The 19,818-nt window shown below is 51.8% G+C and carries 18 protein-coding genes and 1 pseudogene; 9 read left to right on the top strand and 10 right to left on the bottom strand.

Features of this window, described 5'->3' with window-relative positions; genetic code table 11:
* The first annotated feature begins 75 nt into the window (after positions 1 to 75).
* The gene (locus tag ACP7EW_RS03310) at positions 76 to 441 is read left to right on the top strand and encodes an SPOR domain-containing protein (protein ID WP_426216376.1); all 366 of its coding nucleotides are present in this window, start codon (positions 76 to 78) and stop codon (positions 439 to 441) included.
* A gap of 30 nt (positions 442 to 471) precedes the next feature.
* On the opposite strand, the pseudogene ACP7EW_RS03305 reads toward ACP7EW_RS03310, so the two are convergent.
* Positions 472 to 807 (bottom strand): annotated as a pseudogene (locus ACP7EW_RS03305) (endonuclease); the annotation flags it as partial.
* A 546-nt stretch (positions 808 to 1,353) separates the two neighbouring features.
* Here ACP7EW_RS03305 and ACP7EW_RS03300 point away from each other — a divergent pair.
* From ACP7EW_RS03300 to tnpB, 3 genes are all read left to right on the top strand, one after another.
* Positions 1,354 to 2,136, top strand: coding sequence for an SIR2 family NAD-dependent protein deacylase (locus tag ACP7EW_RS03300; RefSeq protein ID WP_426215277.1), 783 nt, complete (start codon positions 1,354 to 1,356; stop codon positions 2,134 to 2,136).
* Positions 2,137 to 2,279: 143 nt separating this feature from the next.
* Complete coding sequence (locus tag ACP7EW_RS03295; protein WP_426215275.1) at positions 2,280 to 4,877, top strand: AAA family ATPase; 2,598 nt, start codon at positions 2,280 to 2,282, stop codon at positions 4,875 to 4,877.
* A gap of 150 nt (positions 4,878 to 5,027) precedes the next feature.
* Positions 5,028 to 5,381 (top strand): IS66 family insertion sequence element accessory protein TnpB, encoded by a 354-nt coding sequence (gene tnpB, locus ACP7EW_RS03290; RefSeq protein ID WP_426215273.1) that lies wholly within the window; start codon positions 5,028 to 5,030, stop codon positions 5,379 to 5,381.
* Here tnpB and ACP7EW_RS03285 read toward each other — a convergent pair whose 3' ends face one another.
* The 3 genes from ACP7EW_RS03285 to ACP7EW_RS03275 form a co-directional block, all read right to left on the bottom strand.
* The gene (locus tag ACP7EW_RS03285; protein WP_426215271.1) at positions 5,382 to 6,497 is read right to left on the bottom strand and encodes a DUF3800 domain-containing protein; all 1,116 of its coding nucleotides are present in this window, start codon (positions 6,495 to 6,497) and stop codon (positions 5,382 to 5,384) included. It lies immediately after the preceding gene.
* Positions 6,498 to 6,749: 252 nt separating this feature from the next.
* Positions 6,750 to 7,559 carry a hypothetical protein gene (locus ACP7EW_RS03280; RefSeq protein ID WP_426215269.1) on the bottom strand — a complete coding sequence of 270 codons (810 nt, stop codon included), beginning with the start codon at positions 7,557 to 7,559 and terminating at the stop codon, positions 6,750 to 6,752.
* A 2-nt stretch (positions 7,560 to 7,561) separates the two neighbouring features.
* Complete coding sequence (locus ACP7EW_RS03275) at positions 7,562 to 9,526, bottom strand: patatin-like phospholipase family protein (RefSeq protein ID WP_426215267.1); 1,965 nt, start codon at positions 9,524 to 9,526, stop codon at positions 7,562 to 7,564.
* Positions 9,527 to 9,901: 375 nt separating this feature from the next.
* On the opposite strand from ACP7EW_RS03275, the gene ACP7EW_RS03270 reads away from it, so the two are divergent.
* Both ACP7EW_RS03270 and ACP7EW_RS03265 read left to right on the top strand, forming a co-directional pair.
* Complete coding sequence (locus ACP7EW_RS03270) at positions 9,902 to 10,390, top strand: GNAT family N-acetyltransferase (protein ID WP_426215264.1); 489 nt, start codon at positions 9,902 to 9,904, stop codon at positions 10,388 to 10,390.
* Between the two features lie 302 nt (positions 10,391 to 10,692).
* Entirely contained in the window at positions 10,693 to 13,239 is a 2,547-nt protein-coding gene (locus ACP7EW_RS03265; protein WP_426215262.1) for a UvrD-helicase domain-containing protein, read from the top strand.
* A gap of 180 nt (positions 13,240 to 13,419) precedes the next feature.
* Here ACP7EW_RS03265 and ACP7EW_RS03260 read toward each other — a convergent pair whose 3' ends face one another.
* Positions 13,420 to 13,788: a hypothetical protein gene (locus ACP7EW_RS03260; protein ID WP_426215260.1), complete on the bottom strand. Its 369-nt coding sequence runs from the start codon at positions 13,786 to 13,788 to the stop codon at positions 13,420 to 13,422.
* Positions 13,789 to 14,054: 266 nt separating this feature from the next.
* Here ACP7EW_RS03260 and ACP7EW_RS03255 point away from each other — a divergent pair, with 266 nt between their 5' ends.
* A complete protein-coding gene (locus ACP7EW_RS03255; RefSeq protein WP_426215258.1) occupies positions 14,055 to 14,855 on the top strand; it encodes a GNAT family N-acetyltransferase in 801 nt (266 codons plus the stop codon).
* Positions 14,856 to 15,043: 188 nt separating this feature from the next.
* On the opposite strand, the gene ACP7EW_RS03250 is transcribed toward ACP7EW_RS03255, so the two are convergent.
* Together ACP7EW_RS03250 and ACP7EW_RS03245 are read right to left on the bottom strand one after the other, a co-directional pair.
* The gene (locus ACP7EW_RS03250; RefSeq protein ID WP_426215256.1) at positions 15,044 to 15,448 is read right to left on the bottom strand and encodes a hypothetical protein; all 405 of its coding nucleotides are present in this window, start codon (positions 15,446 to 15,448) and stop codon (positions 15,044 to 15,046) included.
* 129 nt (positions 15,449 to 15,577) lie between these two features.
* Positions 15,578 to 15,910 (bottom strand): hypothetical protein, encoded by a 333-nt coding sequence (locus ACP7EW_RS03245; RefSeq protein ID WP_426215254.1) that lies wholly within the window; start codon positions 15,908 to 15,910, stop codon positions 15,578 to 15,580.
* A gap of 464 nt (positions 15,911 to 16,374) precedes the next feature.
* Here ACP7EW_RS03245 and ACP7EW_RS03240 point away from each other — a divergent pair, with 464 nt between their 5' ends.
* Positions 16,375 to 16,857, top strand: a complete 483-nt coding sequence (locus tag ACP7EW_RS03240; RefSeq protein WP_426215252.1) for a hypothetical protein — start codon at positions 16,375 to 16,377, stop codon at positions 16,855 to 16,857.
* Between the two features lie 1,044 nt (positions 16,858 to 17,901).
* On the opposite strand, the gene ACP7EW_RS03235 is transcribed toward ACP7EW_RS03240, so the two are convergent.
* From ACP7EW_RS03235 to ACP7EW_RS03225, 3 genes are read right to left on the bottom strand one after another with little or no spacing between them, the layout of a single operon-like run.
* Positions 17,902 to 18,291, bottom strand: a complete 390-nt coding sequence (locus ACP7EW_RS03235; protein WP_426215250.1) for a hypothetical protein — start codon at positions 18,289 to 18,291, stop codon at positions 17,902 to 17,904.
* Positions 18,292 to 18,293: 2 nt separating this feature from the next.
* Positions 18,294 to 18,764 (bottom strand): hypothetical protein, encoded by a 471-nt coding sequence (locus ACP7EW_RS03230; RefSeq protein WP_426215248.1) that lies wholly within the window; start codon positions 18,762 to 18,764, stop codon positions 18,294 to 18,296.
* Between the two features lie 42 nt (positions 18,765 to 18,806).
* Positions 18,807 to 19,202 (bottom strand): DUF6957 family protein, encoded by a 396-nt coding sequence (locus ACP7EW_RS03225; RefSeq protein WP_426215246.1) that lies wholly within the window; start codon positions 19,200 to 19,202, stop codon positions 18,807 to 18,809.
* Positions 19,203 to 19,359: 157 nt separating this feature from the next.
* Between ACP7EW_RS03225 and ACP7EW_RS03220 the strand changes: the two genes are divergently transcribed.
* Positions 19,360 to 19,815 (top strand): helix-turn-helix domain-containing protein, encoded by a 456-nt coding sequence (locus ACP7EW_RS03220; protein ID WP_426215244.1) that lies wholly within the window; start codon positions 19,360 to 19,362, stop codon positions 19,813 to 19,815.
* Positions 19,816 to 19,818: the final 3 nt, after the last annotated feature.

Below are 19,818 nucleotides of genomic sequence, written 5' to 3'. Positions count from 1 at the left end.
GACGGCCAGAATAGACAGTGAATGATAAAGTCGCCTCTTTCTCTTCAAAGGAGCAGGGTAGTGCGTAAAGTAGCGATGGCAATTGCGGTGTTGGCATTGGCCGGTTGTGGTGAAGGCAAAAGCGTTGATGCGCCCAAGCCTAAGCCAGCAGCGACCGAAAGCCAGCCACAGACCGGCGCGATTGCCGCCCAGGAATGGGACCTGCGAGTAGGCCCGCCGGACCACAAGTTGCAGGCGATCACCGACCTTACGGCCTGGCTGCTGGAGCATGGTTTCAATTTTTATATCGTGAAAGTGGATGGCAAGGACGAAGTCCTGCTGGGGCCGTTCGCAACCAAGGCGGAAGCCGAGGCCAAGCAGACCCTGCTTAACGAGAAAATGGCTCGCGCCAAGAAAACCGACACTGTGTCAGAAATCATTGAGCACAACGCCGCCCAGTAAGGGCAGAGTGGGCGGGCGCCCCGCCCACATTCAACCGCAGGCTTTCAGGTTCACCGGGCCGACAAACTCATTGCCGCGCCCCATCACACACGCCACGGTCTGGTTGCGTTGCCTCTCCCAGGCCTGCACCGGGTAGGTCTTGTTCCAGGCTTCGTACAGCTGGCGATCCTGTTTTGACAGGCGCAAGCCGTACTGCTTGCTCATGTAGAAATACGTGCGTGCGATCATTCCCCGAATGGAAGGGCGCGGCATGACCTTCTTGGCCTTGAAGTCCACCTGGGTCAGGCAAGAGCCGTACTGCCCGCTTTGCACCGGCAACCAACCAAAACTGAAGTTGTTGCGGTCGCCATTGATATTATTATCCGATAAAGCCCCGCGTTGACATTTTAATCTGGCATCAATAAAGCCCAGTGAAATCCGGGCTCTCAGCACTATTTTGCCCCTGACAAAAACTGCAGGTTTTCGTGTCAATGTTGACATTTTGGGGTTGCGAGGCGTGCGGAAAACTCCCGACGAACGGTATGCTTGATGGAGGCTTATCAACAAGTTTTAGGCTCGCTAGCTCGGCCTTGATTATTCTCGCGACATTTCCTTAGCCCCCTCAATTGCTCAAAAATTGAGCTCATTAAGGCTTCGAATTTCTGAATTTCTTTTCCTTTACCGAGCTGTTTATTGATCTCATTCCAATGTAGAACCCCGAGCTGATCTTCCCGAGGATCAAATGGCAATTCATCGAAATCATCTTGGCTGAGCAGGGAGTGGAGATGGCACGGCAATCGGCCAATCATCCTCTGCAAGAATTACCTATCTAAATTTTTAGAATTTCTTGGTTTTGGACTGACAATCACCAGCTACCCATCCATCACCCAGAGTGACGGTACCAAAAATGAAACCCACGCCCAAGGAGTGCTCATGACAAGCAGTACGCTGGCTCAGCAATTGAGGGAGGCTAAGCACGTAGTCGTATTTACTGGTGCTGGCGCCTCAGCGGAGAGCGGTATTCCTACCTTCAGAGATGCTTTGACGGGTCTTTGGGAGCACTTCGACCCTGCCAAGCTTGCCACCAGTGATGCGTACAGAGGCGACCCTGCGCTCTGCTGGGGATGGTACGAGTGGCGCAGACAAAAGGTTGTCCGGGCGCAACCTAATGAGGCCCATCGAGCCATTGCGGAGTTTGCCAAGCGCGTGCCCAAGCTGACTTTGGTCACACAAAATGTTGATGACCTTCATGAGCGTGCGGGCAGCCAAGATGTGATTCATCTGCATGGAAGCCTGCACTCTCCTCGGTGCATCGATTGTGGGCAGGCGTACACGTTGCCCCTTACTTCTGATGCACTGCCCGAAGATGGAAGTCGGATTGAGCCGCCACAATGTAGTGCCTGCGGTGGGTACGTCCGGCCTGGGGTTGTTTGGTTCGGTGAGATGCTGCCTGAGGATGCTTGGAGTTCAGGGCTGGCTGCCGCAGAGAAGTGTGATGTCTTCATCTCGATTGGTACGTCCGGAATCGTTTATCCAGCTGCTGAGCTTCCGCTACGTGCTCTGGGTCATGGGGCGACTGTCGTTCACATCAATCCTGAGCGGTTCAACATCAGCAGTCGAGAGCACTTTCTTCAAGGGCAAGCTTCGGTTTTGATGCGAGGTCTACTTACCGAAGCTTTTGGTGATCCTCTTGTTACCGAATGCTTCGTAGAATGAGGCTATTCAGTGCCCACGCTCCGTGATTTGGGCTCACTTAGAATTCCTGACGGCCACATCTTGTAACCATTGTGGTTGCTAAGTAGAGGCAAAAGGCCATATTGCATCTACGCTCATGAGTTCTCTCGTGAGGTAGGTCTGCCATGTCGATAATTGAGACAGAACCGGTTGTAGCGGATGATTTTGAGATTTGGTTGAACGGACGGCCCAAATGGCTACAGGCCGCAGCTCGTATGCTGATCGACTCGAAGCGGCAGCTGAATCAAGATGAAATCAAAACACTTGCCACGCTTTGCAAGCTCGAAGCCAAGGGCGAGGCTGATCCACGCTTTTCAACGGTGGCACCTGGAACGCTGTCGCAGATAGCCAATAGACCTTTGCTTCGGATTGAAGAGATCCTTGATGTGCATGGGTTAAACGCGATCAAGGCTGGTGCCAGCCTCCAATTCGGCAAAAGTAATCTCTCAGTGATTTACGGACAGAATGGAACCGGCAAGAGCGGTTTTGCGCGGCTGCTAAAGGAGATCTGTGGATCACGATCCAAGGACGAAATACGTGGCAACGTCTTTGATCCAACGCCTACGCCCTGCCGTGCTCATTTCAAGGTGTCCATTGACGGAAAGCCGGCGGATGTTCACTGGGACATCCCAAGCGGGGCTCACAAAGCTCTACGACATGCACAGGTGTTTGATAGCAAGGCTGCCCAGCAGTACATGGGCAGGACTGAGGCATGCTATGAGCCCAGTCGGATGAAGTTTGTATCGGCACTGATCGTCACCGCGGACGCTGTTAGCGCAGAGCTTTCAAGAGAGAAGGCGCTACTCAGCAAAGCGTTACCCGCCATCCCCGAAACGCTAAGTCACACCGACGAAGCAAAATGGCTTCAGGGCCTGAAGAGCGCGACCACGACCGCGAGTATTGATAAGGAGTGTCTGTACACGGATCTGCTTGATCGGGAGCGCATCGAGAAGGAGGCCCTACTCGCAGAGAAAGACATTGCAGGCCGGCTGCTGAGCATTAACAAAGAAAAAACTGCGCTTAAGAGTGTTGAAACAGCAATGTCGACTCTTCAACAGGGATTGAACGATGCGACGGCAGGTACGCTAGAGACCCTGAAAAACGCCGCTGTTAAAGCTAGGAATTCGAGCGAAGAAGCGGCGGCAGCGATTTTCGGTAAAGCCGAACTCGAAGGTGTTGGCTCTGCGACTTGGCAGGATATGTGGGAGTACGCACGCGCATACTCCAACGGCACGGCGTACATAGAATCTCAGTTTCCCAATATTGCAGCTGACTCACGCTGTGTGCTTTGCCATCAAAGCCTTGACGAGGATGCCAAAGCCCGGCTGGCTGGTTTTGAGAAGTTCGTCACTGACGGCCTTGAGACAGCCGCCAAGAAGGCTGAAAAAAGTTTTACTGACCACAAAATCCGCTTGCCAACTCTTCCAGGGCAAGCCGACTGGATCGTTCACATGTCCACTTTGGGCTTCGAGGAAGCCGATGCGATCACGTGGCTTGGCATGCTCAAAACGAGGCGTGATCAAGTCGTACTGGGAAGCCCTGCTGCCACCTTGCAAGCTTTCGACTGGACGAGCATTAATGAGGCGGTAAAAACCAAGTCTGCAGACTTGGTTACCGAGGAAGCGAGCCTGTCCGCCCTGTTACAGGATGAGCATCGTCAGGCAGTGCAGAACCAAGTCCAGCAACTTCAAGCCAAGCAATGGCTTTCACAGAACAAGGCATCAATAAGTGCTGAAAGGGTGAGGCTGATCGCCGTTGCGGCGATAGACAAAGCCACCCGTTCAGCTGCTACCAATTCTCTGACCTCCAAGAAAAATGAGCTGGCCAAGACTGAGCTGGATGCAGGCTATCAGGCTCGATTCGTTGAGGAATTGAAGCTCTTGGGCGGCCACCGCATCCCAATTGTTCCGCAGAGTAAACCGGGAGGCAAAGGGAAGATCACCTTCGGCCTGAACCTCGTAGGTGCGCATGGCTCGCACGGTCTGGATTACATCCTGAGCGAAGGTGAAACCAGGATTGCTGCATTGGCTGCGTTTTTAGCGGACACCACGGGCTCTAACCAACTTGCACCCTTCATTTTTGATGATCCAATTTCGTCACTTGACCAAGATTTTGAGGAGAGAGTTGTCGAGCGTTTGGTGTCCTTATCAGCGACTCGACAGGTCATCATTTTTACTCACCGGCTCTCTCTAGTGGCATTAGTCGACGCGGTTACGGAAAAATGGCACAAGATGCCAGGAATGCCTTCCGTTAAGCCGACACTGGTCTCTCTGAGGAGGATGGACAAGGTAGCAGGAATTGTAGCCACCGCTAGCGCTCGAGACCTGAAACCGGAGAGCGCGCTTCGCGGATTGATCGACAACACTATTACGCGTTTGAAGAAACACCAGGAAAGGGCCGAGGTCGACGATTACGAGACTCTAGGCAAAAGCGCATGCAGTGACTTCAGGGTGATCGTCGAGAAAACGATTGAGCATATTCTTTTAGCGGATGTCGTAGGTCGCTTCAGGCGCGCTATCAATACCCAAGGCAAGCTTCACAAGGTCGCCAAGGTGACGAATGAGGACTGCGCATTCATTGATGAGTTGATGACTCGCTACTCAGTCTTTGAACATGCTCAGTCCGATGAGAAGCCCAGCAGCACACTTGAACTGGATGTATTCGAGGCCGATGTAACGGGCTTGCAACGTTGGATTGCGGAGTTTGGGTCTCGAGCCGCTTAATCTGCTGAATAGGGGTTAGAATCGAGTTGAGCCTTCCGATTCTGACCTCAGCAGATTTTTCTACTGTAAGCGCTCCATGATCCCTATATTCAAAGTCGCCGCGTGATCCCGGATGCTGTGCTCCCGATTTCTTTCTGGAGCCCGCCAGCCATGATGCGTCCCGACGCAAAAGTTAAAAAAGTGTATCTTTACCCCAAGCCCGTCGACTTCCGAAAGTCCATCGACGGTCTGGCGGCTTTGGTCGAGTTGCACATCAAAGTCGCGGTGTTCTACCCGATGCTTTTCGTCTTCCTCAACAAGCCACGCAACCGAGTGAAGATTTTGTATTGGGAGCGCAACGGCTTCTGCCTTTGGCTCAAGCGCTTGGAGTCCGAACGTTTCAAAACGTCGCCCGACGTGACGGACGAAGCGATTGTCCTGGAGGTTTTTCCACCGACTTGTTCGTATCTATCATCGAGTGCTAGATGCCAGTATTCCAGGCAGGTAATCAACGAGTTGACTTAATTAATCAGGCAAGACGATTTCGTTATGAGACCATACATAATTGACGCCGTATCCTTTGTCAAAGTCTTCCGCCTCTGCCATTACTCTGAAGGCTTCTTTCAGATCTTCGGCTGGATCAGTTTTAGCGCACAGGATCTCTTGCGCGTACCTGACGAGGAAGCCAATAAGTACATCTGCGGCTTGGATGCCAATGTTATCTTCTGACCTCGCAAAGGTCAGCGATGCTTGTTCAAAGAAGTTATAGTTTGTGATGGGCGAAACTTCGCGAGCATTACGTAACATTTCAACCGCTTTTTTAGCGAGATCTAATATCTCGTCATACTGAGCTTGCTCGTCATGCACCAAATGGACATCTGAAAGCTTTCCTTTGTGAGCATGATTGATACGAGCGTAAAGGTTTGTGAGGGAAGAATAGTTTGGGAGAATCCAGTATTCTTTCCCTTTTTTTCCCTTGTCGGGCAAAGGCAAAAATCGCTTCACCGCATCTTCAATGCTCTTTTCTTCCTTGACCATGAGCGAGAAATCATCTATCGATTCATTAACGCACTTAACGAGACCCTGATAAATAGGATCCGCTTGTTGGGACTGTCCGAAAACAAGAAGCGCTTGGAATGCGGACATCAGACTTTCTTGTGTCGGATCTAAGCAGGCTTTGAAGTACATGTTGAACACTTCGTCTGGAGCGTTTTTTGTGATCAGTTGAGCAAAAATATTCCTCATTTTGTTTGAGGCTTCATGGTCGTCAATGTTGAAGTAAGGCGGCCACACCAAATAGAAGCTGATGTTTGTAGCAATAAAGAATTTCTTTTCGACGAGTTCCACAAAGAACGGGATTTTATCGTTGGCTATTAATTTAATAAGGTCGAGGATAAATTTTGGTTTGTTTTTATAAATTTTTGTGGATTTTAGGTCATTTGATTTAATGTTATGCTTGATTTTAAGTTTGATGACCTTTGCATAAAAATCAGTTGCGTCAGTCACGCCTATGCAACCAAGTCCAAAATAAGGCTGATTTCCAAATTCAAGTTTATCGCCCGCTGTGATCAGGTCTCCGGTATTTCCGGACTCATCAATGAAGTAGGTAATTGAGGGGGAGGGCTTCTTGCTAGCGTCCATGAATCGTCCTTATCGGTGAGGCGCGCTCAATTGAGTTTAGGCAAGCCTGAGCTGCTAGATTGCAATACTGGTTGTTGGCGTCATTCGGGCTTTTAATCAGCACCGTAAGCGTCATGAAATGCTGCGCTAAAGGGTGTGTTTCCCAATTGCTCGCTTCGAAAGATAGACGATTCACCATACAGTCTCTCACGGTGGTGAGCGCTAAATCCAACATCGCTGTCCGACTGATCACGTTTTTGGGGGAATGACTGTTTAGCAACGTGTCATACCCACCTCGAAAGTATGGCGTAGCCTGTCTTTGTATTTGGTACGTCCTGTTGGCTCACGTTTTGCTGAAAACTCAGGGTACAGTTTGAACGTTTGATTGATTTCTATATTACTTGAATCGAAGACATTGTCCTCGAGATAAACGGGTTGCAGGCTATGGGCATGCAAAGCAGTGAGCTCTGTTAGGAGGGAACGATGAGTGCTGGCACTTCGATAGGCTTCTGTGATGGCGCGGTCGTAAGTAATAAACTCAGCGGTACGTTCGCTGGTCTTGGCGGTCAGTTCCAACAGCTCCTCCCTTAAAACGGAGAATTGTTGTTGCTTGGTTTCTTGGGGTACGGCATCTCGCTCGCGAATAATTAACTGCGTCATATTTGCGAAAAACTCTCTCACTTCCTCATTAGATACTCCAACCTTGTGCATCTCACTCGCGATCTTTGAGTCGCCACTGGAGTCAAAAAGAGTTGTAGTTGCCTTTGGAAGCCGAGCCATGACGCCTGGTTGTTTTATCCACGTGTAAAATTCTTTGATGTGGCCATCAAATGGGAGCGCTTGGAGGCCGAGAGACTTTTCATATAGTTTTCTTAACAAGGGGCGGGTCTCGTCATTTTTGACCCAGTCAGACTTTTGAAGTTGATCCGTAACCGAGAGATATTCGGCTGCATCTTGAGCAACTTCACCGAGCCAATCACCCATTTGGCGGAGTTCATTCGGAACGCTGTCATCAGAGTGTATTTCTGAAATCTCTATCTCGGAAATATCACCATCACCGAAGTCGACTATCATCAACGCCATTTCTATATCTCCTGTACGAAATCAGCAGTCGCTCGTTTATTATTTTTATCGACTCCTTGATCTAAATATAGCACGTGCTTCTGCACCGTTTCCAAGAACTTACTGAAGGCAATTTTTTGCGCTTCGGTTGTCGTAATCACAGGAATGTTCGACTCAATCACTAACACGCACCCCCTTGGCTGCTGTGGCGCCGTTTCTGGCTGGGACTTGGGGCACAAATGTGCTTTTGGATACAAAGGGATGCAAATAATGAAGGAGGCGTCCCCCCAGATCTGTCGCTCAGCTAGCGCTTTTGCGGACGTGGCGGGCGTAAAGATTTTCGAGTACGACGCTTTTTTATTCCAGCAGTATTGCGCAATGTGCGATTTCACCTTGACGCCCAAGCTCGCAGCGTCTTTGTCACCGGGTTTGTGTCCAGCTGTATAGGATGTGACAAACGAGCCCGACTGCTCCACGGCGAGGCTAACTCTTACGCGCGCATCCGCTTTAACGGGATGAGCCCAAGCCAAGGTGCCCGCAGTCAGCTTCTTAATGTCCCGTTGAACCATGGCTGTGAAGGCTCGCAGAACCAAAGGCGATAAGGTCAGGTCAAGCATGATGGTGCGTCGAGTTGTTTGTCTTGCTTTTTTTGCCTCACTTCTCAGGACAAGAACCGACTTGTCGAAGTCGAGCATCCCTAATGTAGTGCTTAGGGCGACTTGTGACATCTGTCCTGCCGCGCGGGTATGAACCTCTTGTGAGCCGTTCACAACGCTACCGACCAATGAGAACAACCAATGCTTATGCGTTGGAACAGGGGGCTCTCCGATACTTAGCGCAATCGTCGGGATATCCGGATTGTCCTTGCGCTCCTGATCGAATGGCCAAGCAGGAAGGTTGGAAACCAATCCGCCGTCTAGAAATGTTGTCTCAACAGGAGTTGGTGGATGAGTGTTGTGACGTTCGAACTGGAGCCGCCAAGGTTTAAAAATGACAGGCAGGCAGATTGAAGCGGCGACCGCATCGGCAATGGCAACGTCCGGCGTCCGCTCAACGCAAAATAACTCTAAGGTTTCACCGTAGACATTGGTAGCCACAATCTTAAGCGGCGGTTTTTTCGCCCGTTGAAGGTCAGCAAAAGTCACGCCTTTACGTGAATCTTTCAACATGGTGATCTTGATTCGTAATGCGTTATCAATGAACTTACGGACTTTATCTACAGTCGTGATTCCTTTGAGCGCTTTCCATACGACCAACCCGAAAGTAACGACCACTCCAATTGCAATCCACATGGTGGTTTTCAACGTTGCTGCGTTTTGAACCGCGACCCACTCCACCCCTTTATTGACGATGTATCCGCAAAATACCACTTTGGTAGCTGTGCTAAACCATCTGAAAAATTGCCGAAGACCACGCGCGATAGCGCCGGGCTTTTTGCTTCGAAACAGGCAGCTCAGAAGTCTGCTTTCCACCGAGAGTAGTCCGCCCCCAGCAGCAACGATCAACCTGGAAAGTCTTAGTGCTTGCCAGCCCCAAAACGTGAAAAGGTCGGTAGGTTTTCTTACCTTTGATTTCGATGGCAACTTCTCAAATAGATTTCCATCGCCATCTAGATTGAGAAGGTCTTTGCCTTTGTAACCGACAGCAACGAGAGCCGCGACGATGGAGCCCGCTGATGTACCTGCCACGCCTTTTATATCGAGATTCATGTCATCGAGCGCCGTCAGGCCCCCCACATGCACGATGCCCTTGGCGCCGCCACCCTGCATTGCCAGAAATACCGATCTCTCACCCACCGACTTTGTTTTGCTGCCCTTGTTTGAGCGGTGGTGTTCGTTCGACCTATGCGTCGATCCAGCTCGCAAAGCTAGCCCTGGTGCTCCTGCATTTCTGGGATCTGATTCAGTAGGCAGTTCGGTAACCGTGGGCTTGCGTTTCACTACCAAACCTTTACCAGTTGCTGGCTTCGGATGCGCCGATTCCGTCATGTCGTCCTTCGTTATTCTGTATGAATTTCCAATGGCTGCGATCTTACCCGATGAATGATGGCGTAATGGCATTGTTTATAAGTTTTTTGGTCGACAATACCTAACGGTGAACAGGTGCAATGCCTGAGAAATGGTTAAGGAAATTTGCAGCTAAATTGTAGTGATAGCACCTGCACCAATCGCCGCAAAAGGTGTAATCCCTTTCGAAGGCACCTGCTCCCATTCGGTCATGTGTAAGGGGCCGGTGCCGATGCAGCGGGCGTACGAGATTTCAAACCTGCTTCCGCATCTATGGGTGCCCAGATAACCAGGCAAGGTGTTTGAGCAAGCTTTGGTGAGCTAGAATGCCGGATGCATAGACCTCAAGGGCGCGCGATGATATTGCAACACAGGCCAGTGAAGTCTGATGACATCAAAACTATCTGTAGCTTTCCCCTGAACGCTCAGGAACTGTTCTATATGTTCCCGAAAGCTCAATACCCTCTGACTGAAACTCAGTTGTCCAACGCTATCGCTCAACGATTCGACTCGACGGTTGTCGAGACGGGGAATAGCGTCGTCGGCTTTGCTAACTTTTATCGGACTGAAACGGGTGGAGTTTGCTGTATCGGCAATGTCATCGTTGCCCAAGAGGCACGAGGTAAAGGTGTGGCGACCTTCATCGTTGAGACGATGGCAGCTCTGGCGTTCGACCGCTATGACGCCACAGAGGTGCGGATCTCTTGCTTCAATGAAAATACAGCAGGCTTGCTGCTTTACCCAAAACTAGGTTTCTTGCCCTTCGCTGTCGAAGAGAGAATTTCTCTGGATAGTCGTAGATCAGCACTCATCCATATGACCCGCAGCAGAGTGGGCCGACCATAATACTCACCTTGAGAGCCCGGTTAATGCAGCTGCTCTCGGGTAGTCAGTCGGCTGTTCTGTACAGCCTAGGTAGCAAGCGGTGAGATTAGCGGGCGCTTACGGGCGTGTATGTACCCGTAGCTGATAGCGGGCCTAAATACGCTGGCGAGTCAGGATGTACTGGCGGAGTAGGCGGCGCTGGTTATTGTGACCTTGCGTTAGACGCTTGACGTTGCAATTGTGGTGGTAATCTACGCCCTTATATCGAAGAGGCGGCGCCCGGATTCCTGGCACGCTCTAAGCCTGCAGGGAGCTCTTAGCTAGTGGATTCGCGACCAACTAACCCTCATTCTCAACCACCACAGATTGATTCATCAGCTGACAACGTTACCTTGGAGTCAGGCCATAGCCTGCAGTCCGCCAAGCGTGGCTTTTTCAACTGGCTCACCAATGCCATCCTCGACGTCGTCGGATTTCAACAAACCTCTGCTTGGAATGCGGGTCGTCTGGTCGGTACTGAAGAGGGGGAAAGCAAAGGCTTGGAGGAGGGCTTCTCTCAGGGGCATACCCAAGGACTGGACGATGGAAAGCTAATTGTTGAATTGCGTCCTGGTACAGCTACGACTCCGGCTTCACCGTGCATCAAGGAACCTGCACTGTTCAAGGACTGGAGATTTGCGATCACTCCAGAAATGGCTGCTGAGATCCGGCAGGATGTGAAGCACTATCTTCCTGATCAACCTCCTTCAGAAGATCAGTGGAAGATGATCTTGTCCACCACTCCGACCACCTCTGTAGTTGCGGGCGCCGGTAGCGGTAAGTCGACCACCATGGTGTTGCGGCTGATCGTTCTATACCACTACCTCAGAATTGATCTGTCGGGTCTGACGGTTGTCACGTTCACAAAAGAATCCAAGCTGGATTTCGCGAAAAAAGTCCGCGAGGTGTTTGACCTTTGGGGTTATGAAGTCAGCGAGAAGAAGTCCCTTGAGATCGTCCGTACGTTCCATTCCCGCATTCTGTCCTTCGCCAAAAGCATCGATGGTCTAAGTGATGTCAAGGCTTTCGAGTTCCTAGACAACAAGCCAGGTGAGGACGAAAAGGACGGTTCGATGCTGAACGTCAAACTGGGCGAAACCCAGCTCGATCTGATGAACGCGATATACCAAGAGCTCTACGAAACCAACACGGAGTTTCGCTCACTGATCGGGGAGCTCTATCAACGTTCCCTACTGCTAGATGCGATGGATAAAAACCATCCAGACGTTCTGGAACGTCAGGATAAGGCCTGGCAAATGGCAAATATCGATGATGCGTTGTGCGGTCAACTTGAAGGTCTTTGGGAAGCTGCCGGTTATTGGCCAATTGATGGGATAAAGGCTGCACAGAAGACCGTCCGACTGCTTGGGAAAAACTTCCGGGTGAACGGATACATCCCCGAGTTCGATACCTACGTGATACTAGGTGTCGACGATACTGAACCAAATGAAATTAAGCTCGATCACCAGTATGGTTGGTTCATGCGCAAGCACGTGCGCGACAAGCGGACGCTGTTTCAGGCCTTTTGCAGTCCACGGGTTGTCTACCTGAACAGTTATGTCGATGCATCGCGGTCGGTTGACGCGCTCAAAGGTCGTATAAATGGATGTCCGAAATTCCAGTACAAGGTCAGGGGTGAGATCAGCTCCAGCTATATTCTGGAGGCCTTTTTCTCCACCGCCTCCTTCATCGAAAACCTGGGGCTGGACGCCATCGAGGCGGTAAAAAATATGACTCTGTACGAGGGTGAGCCCGACACCACATTTTTCCACGCCATGAGCATTTACTGGGCCGCCTTTAACGATCGACTGCTGGGGATGAACCCACCGGTAATGACGTTCAACAGCATGTTCGCGATGTTCAGTGAACGTGGTCAGCAAAATTTTCGGGCATTGCCAGACAGTGTACTTCGTCCGATGACGACCCTGCTCATTGACGAGTTCCAGGACGTTGGGGCGAACACTATCTCGTGGGTGAGGGCGACCTTCACCGAAATCGAGCGGCGCGGGCTGACTGCTAAGACCTTCGGTGCGCCGGCCTATGCTTCAGTGATGGCGGTGGGGGACGATTGGCAAAGTATCTATGGATGGCGTGGTAGCTCTCCGCGTTTTCTGATGGAGTTCGGCAAGGAGTTTAAGTCGCCGAAGCAGACACAGGTGTTCATGCAAGAGAACCACCGATCGCACCAAATGGTGGTTGATGCGGCGGAAGCAATCGTCAATCAGACACCTGGTTTTGAGAACAAGCACGGAATAGCAGTCAACAAACGTGTGATCGGCAACCAGGTACCGGTAGAGGTTCGAGAGCTTGACTGGCAACACCTAGTCCAGATGGTTGAGCACCATTACGACGCCGGCCGCTCGATCCTGGTACTTTACCGCAAGCGCGACACCAAAAAAGATGCCCAGACTAAGCTCAGCGATGTCATTGAGCGAGCGCGTGAAGACAAGCGAGGCAAGGCCATCAAGTTCTTGACCTACCACTCCTCGAAGGGCTTGCAGGCTGATGCTGTCTTTTTGCTGGGGGACTGTGAGGTCACCACCTCGTCGCCTTCGAGAAACGATTTCTATGCCCAGGCCGGTATGGCGAGTCCGGGCGAGCCTTGCGGTTACGACAGAGCACAGCAACATGAGGCGCTGCGAACTGCCTATGTCGCGATCACTCGGGCCGTAACCTACTGCTACTGGTATCTTTCCTGGGACGAAAAGGTACCTGCGTCGGAGAAGGCAAGCCGTCATGTCAAGGGGGATCAGGCCTATTGGAATGTTGTGACTCCACGTCCCGCGCCCCCTTCAGATGGGATCAAACGCAAAGCAGTGAAGGGGCGCTAGCCTGTGCCCTTGTTCACCACCATCTGTGCATCTGAAGTCGATATACAGGAAGACAGAGAAGCGCAGCGGCTGGGCTTCAGGAGGTTTGAGCAATATCCTCTTCTAGCTCTCGCACAGCCTTGCTGGCTTTGATTTCAAACCTACGTCCCACCTCTACGTCGCCCCGTCAAGGCGGCAGTCTCAGTTCGTCGCAGTGGTAGTGCCCGGGGCAGGGCCTTCGCTGAACGTGTAGTTGATGACCACATCATTGCGGATCAAGACGTCGAGAGTTTTCTGAGTGCCTGTAGTCGTCACCTTCATGGTGACCACATAGCTTTGGGCATGGGCTGAGCCATTGGTGTAGGTGTAGATCCACTTTTCGTCAGTCTCGCTGACAGCACTCTTGGCGTAGGGCTCACCAAATAGCGACTTCAACTCAGCAGTCGTGGTTTTGCCTTTGGTGACGCTCGCTACACTGGCCGACGGAAAGTCTCGTCCTGCGGTGTAGTGGGACGTAGCGCAACCGCCAAGTGCGACACAGATTCCCATTACTGCGATGAGCTTTTTCATATCCTTCCTTGATCGTAGAAAGCTCCAAATCTAGCTGGCATCAAGGCCAAAAGCCATCGCCATCTTGATCATCTGAGCTTGTGCTCGTCGGCAGAGCACTACGCCTAAAGATAATGCTCTTATCCAAGGTGACCACAGAGAAAGCCCAGATTATTGAGATCTAAAGCGAGCATGCAAACGTACTACCTACGCGCAGGTTCTTTGCAGGTGCGTATTGTCTGTTTTATCGCTACCTTCCATGGAATCACACGATAGGGATTACGCGTATGGATGTTGGAATGGCTCACGCAATCGAGGCCGCAGAAGCCGAGTATTTGTGCTCCCGCGTTGAGAGCTTGTCGCGGATAAGTGGAAACCCTTTCGGTGCTCGCGTGTTTTTCAACGAAGCTTTTCCATGCTTTCAAGTGAAGGCGTCTCCTAGCCCGATGTTCAATCGCATCTACGGCGACACCACTGGCAGCCCCCAGCCACTTTTGAACTTGCTTAAGAGTTCAGCAGAATATTCAACCGTGACGCCTCTTATCGGAAAACCTTCGTCCCTGGAGCAGTTCGCTTTTGTGGGCGAGAGGCGACTAGAACGCCTGAGAGGTTGGACGCACCTGCAACTTGCGTGCGCCATCAAGGACGTGGTCTTGAGCCACAATTCGTTTGAGATCGAAGAGGCCACCTCACACACTCTTCCTGAGTTCGCAGCTGTTCATGCGAGTGGATTCCATACCAAGCCAGAGCACCGTCAGTTGAGCCAAGCCTCTTTTGCAGGGTTACTGTCAAATGATCGTCTGAAAATCTACATCCTCAAAACTGATGGACATGTAGTTGCAGGAGCATTGATGTATCTGGCCAATAATGGAGTCGCCTACCTCGGGACGGCTGCCACCCGAAAAGATGCACGAGGCTTGGGCTATCATGGAGCCCTAATATCTCACCGCATAGAGCAAGCAAAGAATTACGGCAGTTTGGTGATTGCCGCAACTGCGCTTCCCAGTTCGCAAAGTCGCCGTAACTTGCAGCGCACGGGGCTTGCGACATCTCACGTCCAAGCGCTATATCGCTTGGCGGATAGTTGAGATATGTCGGCACAGGAGCCTCGGTTGGAGCCGATTGAGCCGCCGCGATGGAACTCGTGTAACGGCTATTTTCGACCTAGGCTCATCCACGCCTCGCTGCAGGATCCACCTGTTCCGGATGGGAACAGGCCATAGAAGGCCGTCATCCCTATCGTCTGGCTCATTGAGGGCTTCATCATTGGAGTGCTTTACCATCGAACCGGACTTGCTATTGATACGCAGCGAATGGGGCGTCTCCAAGCAATAGGTGAGAGTAGAAGCACCGCAATAAGAAACGCCACCTGCGACAGATAGAACGACTCCAGCCACTGCTGTTTCAGTGCGACGTAATAGGTGTTATGTGCTACGTCAGCCAAAATAATTGCTGCGGTGAGGACTATTCCCATCCGTGGCTTTTTGAAAAGGAGCATTACCGCCAGCGGGTCAAAAATAGTTAGTGCCGCCCAGAACACGCGGCTAGCCCAGTAGGCGCTGTCACCGTAGCCGTAGTCCCAGAACAACCCATGCTGAAAGTCTGCTCGGATGTGATTGGCGGTCGCGATCAAAAGGCAAAAGGCAAACAAAGCTCGGATGGCGAATGACAACCTTGGCATAGCTTGGCCCGCTCTGGTGAAGTGATCCTATGATAGCGGGATCAACCGACGTGGACATTAGTGCTTAATGGCGAAGGTGCGTTCGCCAGACGCTTGTCAACGTTCTACCTCATAAGCCAGCAGTCCTTTCTACATCGACTTAACCGAGACCACCTCCACATATTTGTACTTCTTCCTTGCAGACTTCACAGCCTCTTGCTCAGCCAGCAACGAGCTCAACGTGTCGGCGTCGTGGATGAGTTCGTGCATCTCCCCCTCATATTCGTTTCCAACCCGGAGCGTGACCCTGAGCCTAGGCGTAAAGGCTTTCGCCGTTTTCTTCTTGGCTGCCGGGGGAGGCAGTGGCGTCGTGATCACTTCCTCTGTCAAAGGCTTTGGCGTTGGAGGCGCAGGAACCTCTTCTGGCTCAGTCGAACCAAACAATGCACGACGCATTTCTTCTTCAGTCAAATCAGCGTTCATAAAACCTCTCGATGGAGCGGAAATCTGCTTAATGAATTCTAGTAGTGTGGCTATGCCACTACACCCTATGGAGTAGAGATGGACGTCAAATGCCCAGGTCGATTTCGAGACAGGAGCCTCTCCATGCCCGCGATAGCAGCTCTTTCGGCAGTCGCGTAATGAGCCCGTCCGCGAGATCACTAGCATGACGAGCGTATAGCGTTACGATGCCTGGAGCTGGGCTTCGGCCCGGTACAAAAGCTCCGACTCGCTCTTGGGCAATTTTCAGTATATTCAGAGCATCCTGGCTCACCTGTTTCGTGGACAGGTGCTCAACTACTGGCTTTGCTGGAAGAACGGCGCTGCTCCACATTTCTACGACTACCAGGAGCAGCCCTTCTGAGCCCAAATGGTCGATAGCCATATCCCACAGCTGACGCTCCTGCGCTATATCCAAGCGACTTCTAGTCATTATAGGGTTCTGAATGCATAGGCTTTTTCTTGATTGCGATTTCACTCAGCTCTCATCTGCAGCGAAGCTGATATCGCTGGCACTTGTGGCTGAGGATGGGCGCGAATTCTACGTTGAATTGCAGGGCACGTGGCAGGCTGGTGACTGCAGCGACTTCGTGAAGGAAATCGTGCTTCCGCAGTTATGGGGTGGTAACTACTCGCTTCCGACCTTGGAGGCGAGGGGCGCGCTACTGGGGTTTCTGACCTCGTTCAACAATGAGGTCGAAATCGTCACGGACGCCCCGCAATTCGATTGGGAGCTTTTTTGCGACTTGGTCTATGAGGCTGGACGCTGGCCTAGAAATGTTCGGAATTTTCCTACCGACGCGACGAAGCTAGCTCCGACCCACGAAGGAAAAGAGCTGCCTCATCACGCTTTGCTTGATGCCAGGATTATCGCAAGCATGTTTGCTTCCGTGATCCGAGGGAAGCCCGGTGCAGCCTCGTATGACTAGACGGAGCTATACGTCTTGCTGATTCGCTGGACTTTTCGGTCTCTGATCACACCCGATCTCGTGTACCCACTAAAAAAGCAGATTAAATACTTGTCTTTTGGGGGCAAAAACGAGCCGGGGCCTGCGGCCCCAAATGGCGAGTAGGATGTAGAGGTCGAAGGCAATCCAAAGCGATGTTATGGGCTTGAAGATCTGGTTAAAAAAACCTTCAAATCGAAGAGCTCACACAAAAAAAGCGATCATCAAAACAACCAGATTCTCAAATGAAAAAATGAGAATGCTCAGGCAACGCTGCTCTTTTTTGAGTTCAAAATATACATCTCCGGTTTTGAAAAACACATTCAAGGGCCGACGTTTTAACCTGTCTCATATATGACAGAAATGTCGCATCAGTATAAATACCGATGCTCTGCCGTCTACAAACGGTATCCAAGCCAGGCAGACACAGGGATCGGACGCGAACGTGTCAGTCGCCAGTGTGCGACCGACCACTCTCATCGTGCGCTGAGCACAGAGTGCTGATCCATGCTCTGCCGACTCGCTTGCCAGGTGCACCACAATACGAACAGGTCTTCGTAGATAGCTGGATTGCTACGTCTACTGCTCCCCTGCAGAAAGCGTCCCCACCGTCGTAGAAAAAATGCAGCTCCCCAAACTTAGATTTGATCTGCGCGACGGTGACTGGAGTGACCTCAGGGTGTCGCCTTAGGTAGTCCTGAAGAACTTCGCATACCGCAATCAGGAGATTCTTCCAGCCGGGGTCGCAGTAGATATCGTCGACGGCAGTGTCAGAGAAAATCCGGGGGAAGCGTTCTCTGAACTCTTTGATGTCGATCTCGGGCAGAGCTTCAGTGTTCTGATTCATAGTGTCCAAGGTTCGTCAGGGCTGAAGACTAGGCATCATTCAGGCGGTCAAGATGAAGCACTGTGCGCAGGCGATGGCTTAAGATGGACGCCCGCCTAGGCCAAAGCCCGGCGTTATCTGGGATGGGTTCACGACAGTCGCCCCCGAAGCGGAACAAGCTCAAAAAAGCAGCGCAACGACTATTGAAGTCGACGAGGCGTTGGGATGTACCGATCCCCCGCAATACGCAGGAATTCACGCAAGCTTCGCCGCCCCACATCACGCCTGAAGGTCGCAATCACGTACTTGGAATTGACCGTGGTGATCACCCAAAATCTTCCCTCCTTTTTGACGCGCTGGATGTCCGAAGTCCGGAGTAGTCGACCATCCGAGAATTTCGGATCTGATATCGCGACAAGGTGTCCGAAGACAACACCAACGGCGCTGCACGCATGGATATGCACATTCACAAGGTAAGCAGTGATCAAACCCTCGTAGTCTTGGCTGACCGCCTTTGCGATACGAAGGAGATCGAAGTCCGAATAGCGCTTCGTGTACAAATCGACCGCGACAGTATTGATTTCGGTCATCGTTACACAGCCTCCGCAGCTGAAGCTAAACCGATGGTCGCTTCACTGCGCCTGTAAAATTCCTTCACCTCGGTAAGAGTGTCGACATCAAGATCACGCTGATGAGTATTGACGTACACCTCACCGCTTTCGACCTCCAAGACACAGATCGGCACCTCAACCTGATTGAGGCCCATCGAGAGCGCAACCAGCTTTTCCATTCTCCAGCCCGAACTTTTGTTCATCCAGCCAGGTGTGACGACCTGGACGTCCTGGACAACCAAGCTCTCATCCTGAGCAATAAGAAGCTCCACAAGGCGGGGCTCATCGCTGACCATCTCTTCATAGGCTACCAATCGCTCTTCATACCGGCGTTTGAGACTGACGTGATACCAATGCGTTGCGAGAGATCGCGAAACCGCGTGAAAGTGAGCTAGGCCATCGCCAAACATTCCCATTGGGCCAGTCTGGTCTTGCATGCTAATCCTGAACATCGTGCTTCTCGAGTGATGCAGGCCCGCCTGGGGTACCCGCGATTAACATAAGCCAAATATTGTCTTCAGCGATGCAGTCATTTCCCGTCCATTTCCCATGAGCACGTACACCGTGTTTCGCGTCTCGAACAGGCAAACGCCGTCGAACGATTTGCACAGTGTGGAGCGCACCCAACCTCCCTGTGGAAACCGCCCATGCCCGTCAAAGACCACGCAATGGGCATACATGAACATCGGCTCTAAGCCAGTTGCTCGTACTTTCGCGAGCGACTCAGGGGGCTCGTCAACATGGAAGATGAGCCAATCCTCAACGGTGCAAAAAGGCTTGCGACCGAAGCGTTGCGCTACCAATGCCTCCACCTCGGTGTGAGATAGAGACGTGCCTGCGGAGGACTGCCGACCATCCTGGAGCAGCTCGTGCTCAGGAGAATTAGCCATAAATTGATGATCCTCTTGGCGACAAAGAAAATAGGGCTCTGCGCACGCGCAGATCGCAAAGATGGCGCACCTGTAGTTCCATCGCAATGACTATATACATTTGTGTGGAACTCATCAAACGGGGCATACCGTCTCCTTTTGGGGAGAGGTGCGCTGGATGTCTTTGCGGAAGGCATATGCGGCAACGCTACAGTGGCTGAGGGTGCGACATGGGTTGTCGCAAGCCGACCTTCAGCATCAGACTGACCAAGCACACATAAGCCGCTTGGAAGCATCGACGACATCGGCAACCGTCGATCTCAGTGCCGACTTAGCTAAAGCGCTTGGCCTAATGCCACTCTCCTTTCTTACATTGGTGGCCGCTGCCGATGAAGGCAAGACCGCGCGCTCAGTTCTGAATGACACAATGAAAGAACTCATGCAGCTTGGTGTTCTTGATGAGCAGCTACCTGCCGAACCCCAAAAGCTCACTACACCCCAGAGAATCGCTGCCGCAGAAAGACTCAAAGCGGTGCGCGATCTTAAGGCGGCAGGCCTTTCTCAAGCGGAGGTTTGCCGGCAATTAGAACTGCCCAAGAGCACAGTTAACCGGCTGTGGTACTTCGGCGGTTGACCG

Source organism: Pseudomonas sp. DWRC2-2 (assembly GCF_049897885.1).
GTDB classification, from domain to species: Bacteria; Pseudomonadota; Gammaproteobacteria; order Pseudomonadales; family Pseudomonadaceae; genus Aquipseudomonas; species Aquipseudomonas azotoformans_A.
Note: the sequence above shows the minus strand (reverse complement) of the source record. Positions and strands in the feature narration are given on the sequence as shown.